This is a genomic window from Planktothrix sp. FACHB-1355, assembly GCF_014748295.1.
Lineage (GTDB): Bacteria > Cyanobacteriota > Cyanobacteriia > Cyanobacteriales > Aerosakkonemataceae > Aerosakkonema > Aerosakkonema funiforme_A.
The window spans coordinates 1-8,323 of record NZ_JACJUP010000182.1; the positions used below are offsets into that span (position 1 = coordinate 1).

Sequence of the window (8,323 nt, forward strand, 5' to 3'; positions counted from 1 at the left end):
AAACTTGGGCAATGCCTCTGCGAATAGCCAAACAAAGTTACGCCGAACAGTTGCCACGGGAATATCCTTAAATCCGGGAACTGCGATCGAAATCCAAGGAACGGCAAACCAGGGCGAGTATGCACGAATAGATTACGTAGAATTTATTCCCTACTCGAACGCAAGCTTCTCTGCCGCTAATATTACACAAGCCAGCGGCACCACGAACACTATTTCTGTTACCTATACAGATGAGGACGGTATAGACTTATCTAGTATCGACAACAACGACATTCGGGTAACTGGGCCAAATAACTTCAACCAACTCGCGACCCTTACAGGAGTTAATCAAAGCAACGGTGCAGTCACCGGCTTTTACCGCATCAACGCTCCGGGAGGTACTTGGGATACAGCCGACAATGGCACTTATACTGTAGTTCTACAAAACAACCAGGTTAAAGATAACAGCAACAACTTCTTCCCTGGCGGAAATTTGGGAAATTTCCAAGTAAATCTGGCTCAGTCTGGCGGAAACATCCGTATGGAAGCTGAGAATATGCAGCGGACAAGCTACCTGATTGAATCAAATACTGCTGCTTCCAACAGTCAGTTAATCAGTTTAGCTTCATCGGGTAGCTCAAGCGGTAAAGTAACGAGCAACTTTAGCGGTGCGAGCGGTATATATGACGTAGTAGTTCGCTACTTTGACGAAAACGATGGACAAGCAAGTGTAAGCGCAAAAATTGGCGGTACTCAAATAGTACAGTGGAGTTTCAACCAAAACTTGGGTAATTCTGGCGCTGTCAGTCAAACGGCAGTGACAAAAACGATCGCTTCTGGACTATTTATCAACCAAGGTGCAGCGATCGAACTTCAAGGCATCGCCAACAGTGGTGAGTTTGCCAGGATAGATTATATCGAATTCCTGGCCGCCGGTACAGCACCTGCGGCCAGTGATGTCAGGGCCCCGACAGCAACGTTATCTGCCACAAACATCACAAATACCAGCAATAGTGCCTACACTTTCACAGTTACTTACACTGATGACCAAGCTGTCGATATTTCCAGTTTGGATAGCAGCGACTTGCGCGTCACTGGCCCAAACGGTTTTAATCAGTTGGCAACTTTTGTCAGCCTTGACAGCAACACCAATGGCGCTATCCGCACTGCTACTTACAGTCTTAATCCTCTCGGTGGCAGTTGGGATGCCTTAGATAACGGCAATTACACTGTAGCTTTGCAAGCAAACCAAGTTAAAGATACTAGCGGCAACTTTATTAGTGGCGGAAATCTAGGTACATTTCAAGTGAGCGTACCTCAGTCTAACGGAACTGTCCGTATAGAAGCTGAGAGTATGCAGCTGACTAACTACCTGGTAGAGTCAAATACCGCTGCTTCCAGCAGCAAGGCAATCGGTCTTCCGAAAAGCGGGGCTACTTCTGGCATCGCCAGCACAACCTTTACGGGTGTCAGTGGCAGTTATGATGTATTTCTCCGGTATTTTGACGAAAATGACGGACAAGCACAGTTGACAACTTCGATCGCAGGTACTCAAATAGACCAACGTACCCTCAACCAAAATTTGGGTAGTGCTAGTCCCGATAACCAATCTGCCGTCACTCAAAAGATTGCTACGGCTTTATCCATTAACCAAGGCGCAACAATTCAAATCCAAGGACTAGCAAACCAAGCTGAGTATGCGCGGGTCGATTACATCGAATTTATTCCTGTACAGCAAGCACCGCTCACCGTAATTAATGGTACTGATTCTGCGGATATCCTGACAGGAAACTCTGAAAATAATACCATTAATGGTTTTGCAGGTAATGATACCCTAACTGGTGGTGCTGGCAATGACAGTTTGAATGGGGGTAGCGGTGCAGATTTGTTCGTATTAGCACAAGAACAAGGAACTGATACCATTAGTGACTTTACAGATAGTCAAGATGTTCTGGGATTATCGGGTGGATTGACGTTCCAGCAACTTTCTATTATCCAAGGTACTGATGTTAACTGGAACAATACTTTAGTTAAAATTACAAGTACTGATGAGCTTCTAGCAACTCTCAATGGGATTCAAGCTACCAGCATCACGGTAAATGATTTCACTGTTGTTTAGGAGTTGAGCCATTAACTTAACCATCAGGTAATAAGCAGATTTTTGCTTCATTTACCTCATTTTTTTTACACCCTACAAAAAAGCCCCCACAGTGGGGGCTTTTTTAATTTTACACACTTCAAATTTGCGCGATATTAATCGCCAATTTCAGGTGCAATCGCCACAGTTTTCAAATTTGTTGGCAGTGTATCAGTTGCTTGTTGTTTTTCAGTCAAACTAGGTACAGAATCTCGAAGTCTTGTCGTCAAAGCCACTGTAGTAGCATCATACATTTGAGTCAGCATTTTGGGATAGAAACCAATGCCAATAATCGGCACCAAAAGAGCAGTAATAATGAACACTTCTCGCGGTTCCGCATCGACCAAAGCCTCGTGTTCCACTAACTCTTTGTTTTCCGGGCCGTAGAAAATTTCCCGCAGCATAGACAGCAGATAAATTGGCGTCAAAATTACACCAACTGCGGCCAAGAATACGATCACCACCTTGAAAGTGGAATTATAAGCATCGCTGGTCGCAAAGCCAATAAATACCATCAACTCTGCCACAAAACCGCTCATTCCCGGTAGCGCCAAAGATGCCAGAGAACAAGCAGTCCACATAGAGAAAATCTTCCGCATTTTCTGACCGACGCCGCCCATTTCATCTAACATCAGGGTGTGCGTGCGATCGTATGTCGCCCCCACCAAGAAGAACAAACTAGCGCCGATCAAACCGTGGGAAACCATTTGCAAAACGGCACCACTTAAGCCCAAATTAGTAAAAGAAGCCATACCGATCGTCACAAATCCCATATGAGATATTGACGAATAGGCAATCTTGCGCTTCAAATTCCTCTGGGCAAAAGAAGTTAGCGCCGCGTAGATAATATTGACAACCCCTAAAACCACCAAAGCCGGGGCAAACACCACATGGGCGTCGGGAAGAATGCCCACATTCATCCGCAGCAGGGCGTATCCACCCATTTTCAGGAGAATACCAGCCAGCAACATATGCACTGGCGCGGTTGCTTCACCGTGGGCATCCGGTAGCCAGGTATGGAAAGGAATAATGGGAAGTTTGACAGCGTAGGCAATAAAGAACGCGGCATACATCCACAATTGGAAATTGAGGGCGAAGTCCTTAGCGGCGAGAGCTCTCATATCGAAAGTTACTTTATCGCCGTAAAAGGCCATCGCCAGCGCTGCCACTAAAATAAACAGCGAACCACCAGCGGTGTAAAGGATAAATTTAGTAGCCGCATAGAGACGTTTCTTGCCGCCCCAAATCGCCAGTAGCAGATAAACAGGAATCAATTCCAGTTCCCACACCAGGAAAAACAGCAGCATATCCTGAACGGCAAACACGGCGATTTGACCGCCGTACATCGCCAGTATCAAGAAGTAAAACAGCTTTGGTTTCAAAGTAACCGGCCACGCTGCCAAAGTTGCCAGCGTGGTCATGAAGCCTGTGAGAATGATCAGGGGCATGGATAGACCATCCGCACCTACCGACCAATTCAAGTCGAGTTGAGGCACCCAGGCATAGCTTTCTGCCAGTTGCAGACCGGGCTCGGATAAATCGTACCCGGTGTAGAAAGCGTAAACAATCAGTGCAAAATCAATCAGCCCTACAATCAGCGCATACCAACGCACCGTCTTGCCGTCTTTGTCAGGCAAGATGGGGATGAGAAGGGACGCCGCAATGGGGAATAAGATTATGGTTGTCAGCCAAGGAAAATTAGCTGTATTCATTGCCACTCAAGTTTGGAAATACCGAGTCTGGAAGAATGATGAGTTTGGAGTTGAGTAGGTACACCGCAGTGTCCTGCCCGTACCATTTTGAGTTGTAAACAGGCAGATAAGTATATTTCTTTGGATTTAATTCCAAAGTGTGTCCTCAAAACTACTCCTCCACTCAAAACTAAAATAGGGCGGTCGATCGAAATGTTACTGCTGTAAAGCTGACATTGCGATCGCACCCGCCCCTAAAAAACCAACCCTACGATCAAGTCACACCAAAGAAAATTACTCCTAAGAGAACTGCGGCAAAGACTATGAGAGCGTAGAATTGAGCGCGGCCCGTTTCAAAATATTTCAGACCTTCACCGCTTAAGAGTGTCACCAAGCCGGTCAAGTTGACCGCACCATCGACGACTTTGAGATCGACTTCCATAACTGCCCTAGCTAAGCGGCGGCTACCTTTAATGAAGAGCAAATCGTAAACTTCGTCAAAGTACCACTTGTTCTTGGACAGTTTGTAGAGAGAGGGGATTTTGGCAGCGATCTCACTCGGATCGATCTTAGCCAGCAAGTACATCAAAGTAGCTACCGTTATCCCAATTAAGGATATCCCCACAGAAGTACCCGCCATCACCAGAAATTCCGACAAACTTTCGTGTCCGGCTTCTGCGTGTAACTCTGTAGCTAATTCAGTCGCCGGATGGATGAATTCCTCAAAGTAATTGCCAAAAGGCGTTCCCACCAAACCAATCAGTATAGAAGGAACTGCCAAAACCATCAGCGGCAGAGTCATCGTGATGGGTGACTCGTGCGGTTTATCGCTGTGGTGATGACCTTCGTGTGATTCGCCGTCATCGTGACCGTGAGCTGCTGCGACAGTCAGTTCTTGGGGATTCATGGCACCTGGGCCAAAAGCCAAGCCCTGACTTTGTAAAACTTCTGCTTTAATCTTGTTGCGGACATTCTCATCTTTACCTCGGAATTTACCTTCAAAGGTGGTGAAATACATCCGAAACATATAAAAAGCAGTTATCCCAGCAGTCAACCAGCCGATCGCCCACAGAACTGGATTAGCTTGGAAAGTAGAACCCAGAATTTCGTCTTTTGACCAAAAACCTGCAAAAGGCGGGATACCGGAAATCGCCAAAGTGCCGATCAAAAAGGTAATCGCAGTAATGGGCATATATTTCCGCAGACCGCCCATCATCCGCATATCTTGAGCGTAAGCCGGATCGTGACCGACGACTGCTTCCATACCGTGAATCACCGACCCAGATCCCAAAAACAGCATCGCTTTGAAGTAAGCGTGAGTTGTCAGGTGAAACAATCCAGCACCGTAAGCACCTACTCCCATCGCCATCACCATATAACCCAACTGGGACATAGTGGAATAGGCGAGACCTTTTTTGATGTCATTTTGGGTAATCGCAGTAGTTGCGCCCACAAAGGCTGTCACTGCACCTGTCCAAGCGATGACATTCATCGCCGACGGTATGCCTTCAAACACCGGGTACATCCGCGCAATCAGGAATACACCAGCGGCGACCATCGTGGCGGCGTGGATGAGGGCGGAGATCGGCGTTGGGCCTTCCATCGCATCCGGTAGCCAAACGTGTAGGGGTACTTGCGCGGATTTGGCGACTGGGCCCATAAATACCAAAATTGCAAATAGCGCCGCCAAACCTGCACTGAGATAACCAGATTCTACAAAAGCTTGTAGATTAGCTCCAATGACATCAAACTCAAAGCTACCGGTCGCCCAGTATAAGCCCAGGATACCCAGAAGCAAACCAAAGTCGCCGACGCGGTTGGTGACAAATGCTTTCTGGCAGGCGTCGGCTGCGGCTTTGCGATCGTACCAAAATCCGATCAGCAAATAGGAACACATCCCGACGAGTTCCCAGAAAATATAAATCTGCACCAAGTTGGAGCTCACCACCAAACCCAACATGGATGAGCTAAACAAGCTCAGATAGGCGTAGAAGCGCACGTAACCTGAGTCGTGAGCCATGTAGCCATCTGTATAGACCATGACCAGGAAGGCTACGGTGGTCACGACGACCAACATTAGGGCTGTCAGATGGTCGATCGTATAGCCCATTGTGAGGTGGAAATTACCAGCTGCTGCCCATTCCAGGGTACGGGTGTAGGGTTCGTGGCCTTGAAATTGACTCCAGAACAAGGCAAAGGACAAAACCATTGCCGCGCCTAGCATAGATACCACAAACACGGCATTTAACTGCCGCAGCTGGTTAGTAAATTTGTTAAATGAAATCAGGCCGATGCCGACTAACATAGCCGCTAACAACGGCAGGACGGGTATTACCCAAGCATACTGATAGATCGGTTCCATCACAGATGTCTACTTTAAAGTTGTTCTCTCTAGTTGGCAAAACCGTTAATAATTGTGGCACACGCAGGATTGGTTCATCTCTGCCACGAGTTAGGCCAAATCTTAAAAAAACCTAGTTTTTTGGGATGTCCGAGTCGCAGTCATGAAATTTTTGCTTCAAAAAAGCCCGCTTTTCGCATTAGTTATGCAATCGGTTACCATGACCGAAAAATATCCCACCCTAATATACCAGGGTGGGATATTTTAAATATTTGACTTGCTATCGGGGCAAATTAGGCAGAGAAATGTTGATATTCGATCGGCTGCAACCGTTGCTGCTTGCTATGCTCTGCACAACCGAGGGAAATCAACTCCAGTACCGCAGAAAGATCGTCCCGATTCCGGAAGCAATCGAAACGATAGGCGATTTCACCATCTACAAATAAAATCAGCGTTGGCAGTGTTGTCAGTCTATAACTGTGAGAAATTTTAAAATTTTCATCAGCGTTAACGTACACTACCTTGACTTTTTCGCCCAATTTTGCTTGAAATCGACTTAATTGGGGGGTAATCAGCTTACACAAACCACACCAGGGAGCTGCAAAATGAACCAGCACCGGAGTGGGAGATTTTAAAACTTCTTGTGAAAACGTCCGCTCGTTAACCGACAACAGCATGATCCCTCAAGCTATGGTTTATATGGGTTTGATATGCAGTTGGGATCATGTTACATCGATTCGGGATCGTCTGACGATAGAGATCGCAAATGGTGACAAAAAATAATTATCGAGAGTGGAAACAGGAGACAGGAAAGGAAGAAAACTTTCTTGCTTTCCCCTTTGATTACTTTATTCCCATCACCAGTTGACACGGGCAGTAGCTTGAATTAGAAGAGGGTGACAATACCACAGTAACAAAACAAAAACACCTACCCCAAGATAGGCTGGACGAATAAATTCTTGCCATTGTAAAGTTTGACGACCTTGGACGATCGCAAGAAAGGGTATTGCAGAGGTACGGGCTTTTACGGCGGCAAATGCTTCGCCGTAGCGAGACAGGAGGCGGCGATCGCCATGCCAGACACCGAATAAATGATGCAAAATCAAACCTATTGATGTAAATAGGGTGAAAGTGGTGCCGATCCAGAGCGTGTGTGCAACGCACCAGATGATTTGTCCTACCATTTGGGGATGCCTGGTGACGCGAATGATACCGCTTTCGTAAAGATGAACTTGGGGTTTCTCGATCGCGGCAATTTCCAACAGGTTAAACGTGGCTGGATAAAGAAACACAAACGAAACTGCCGACAGCAACCATACTAGAGGCTGAACTCCGGGAACGCCCTGTACCTGCCACAATTGCAGTCCATCGTAGCGATGGTTAAAAAAGTAAACGATCGTCGCGACGGCCAGAGGTAGGCTGACGCTGGCAAACAGGATGCGATAAGCTCTGGGCCCAATCATTTTTTCGCCCCACTGCCGCAAAGCAGCCAAACCGCTATGGGCGATCGCAAAACCCAAAAGCAACCCCAGTATTATGAAATGGCTCGAAGTCAGCCAAGCAAATGACATCATATTACTTAAGCAATTCAACTCAAACGGATTCCCGCACAGCTCATGTCAGAGATATTCTCAGTGGAACCGATCCCTTGTTATGTTAATTTCGATTTCAGCAGAGGCATCACAACGGTAAATCGCTATCAGCACCAATTACAACCGGAATATTCATAGTTTTTCGGCCCAAGGCTCCTTACACCTTTCTGGTAAGCCAGTATGTCTGACCTTCCTTTCACACTAGATCAGTTGCGTATTCTCAAAGCGATCGCCGCTGAGGGAAGCTTCAAACGCGCTGCCGACAGTCTTTATGTCTCGCAACCCGCCGTGAGCTTGCAGGTACAAAACTTAGAGCGGCAGTTGGATGTGCCGTTGTTCGACCGAGGGGGCCGACGGGCACAACTCACCGAAGCAGGTCATCGCCTGCTCAGCTATGGCGAAAGAATAATATCACTTTGTGAAGAAACTTGTCGCGCCATAGAAGATCTCCAAAATCTCCAGGGTGGCACTTTGATTGTCGGGGCATCTCAGACAACGGGGACATACTTGCTGCCCCGTATGATCGGCTTGTTCCGACAAAAGTATCCGGATGTGTCAGTACAATTGCACGTTCACTCCACCC

At 47.0% G+C, this 8,323-nt stretch carries 6 protein-coding genes and 1 pseudogene; 2 read left to right on the forward strand and 5 right to left on the reverse strand.

What is annotated here, in order from left to right:
• Positions 1 to 2,098, forward strand: a pseudogene (locus H6S82_RS10595) (hypothetical protein); the annotation flags it as partial.
• Between the two features lie 134 nt (positions 2,099 to 2,232).
• Here the strand turns inward: H6S82_RS10595 and ndhD1 are convergent.
• The 5 genes from ndhD1 to H6S82_RS10620 form a co-directional block, all read right to left on the reverse strand.
• Positions 2,233 to 3,828, reverse strand: coding sequence for a photosynthetic/respiratory NAD(P)H-quinone oxidoreductase subunit D1 (gene ndhD1 / locus H6S82_RS10600; protein ID WP_190462011.1), 1,596 nt, complete (start codon positions 3,826 to 3,828; stop codon positions 2,233 to 2,235).
• Complete coding sequence (locus tag H6S82_RS10605) at positions 3,825 to 3,977, reverse strand: hypothetical protein (protein WP_190462009.1); 153 nt, start codon at positions 3,975 to 3,977, stop codon at positions 3,825 to 3,827. Before H6S82_RS10605 ends, ndhD1 begins: the two co-directional genes overlap by 4 nt.
• 104 nt (positions 3,978 to 4,081) lie before the next feature.
• A complete protein-coding gene (locus H6S82_RS10610) occupies positions 4,082 to 6,169 on the reverse strand; it encodes an NAD(P)H-quinone oxidoreductase subunit 5 (RefSeq protein ID WP_190462007.1) in 2,088 nt (695 codons plus the stop codon).
• A 272-nt stretch (positions 6,170 to 6,441) separates the two neighbouring features.
• Positions 6,442 to 6,825 carry a thioredoxin family protein gene (locus tag H6S82_RS10615; protein ID WP_190462005.1) on the reverse strand — a complete coding sequence of 128 codons (384 nt, stop codon included), beginning with the start codon at positions 6,823 to 6,825 and terminating at the stop codon, positions 6,442 to 6,444.
• 180 nt (positions 6,826 to 7,005) lie between these two features.
• Positions 7,006 to 7,719 (reverse strand): NnrU family protein, encoded by a 714-nt coding sequence (locus tag H6S82_RS10620; RefSeq protein WP_199315112.1) that lies wholly within the window; start codon positions 7,717 to 7,719, stop codon positions 7,006 to 7,008.
• 201 nt (positions 7,720 to 7,920) lie between these two features.
• Between H6S82_RS10620 and H6S82_RS10625 the strand changes: the two genes are divergently transcribed.
• On the forward strand, positions 7,921 to 8,323 hold a 403-nt coding region (locus H6S82_RS10625; RefSeq protein WP_191056207.1), incomplete at its 3' end, for a LysR family transcriptional regulator.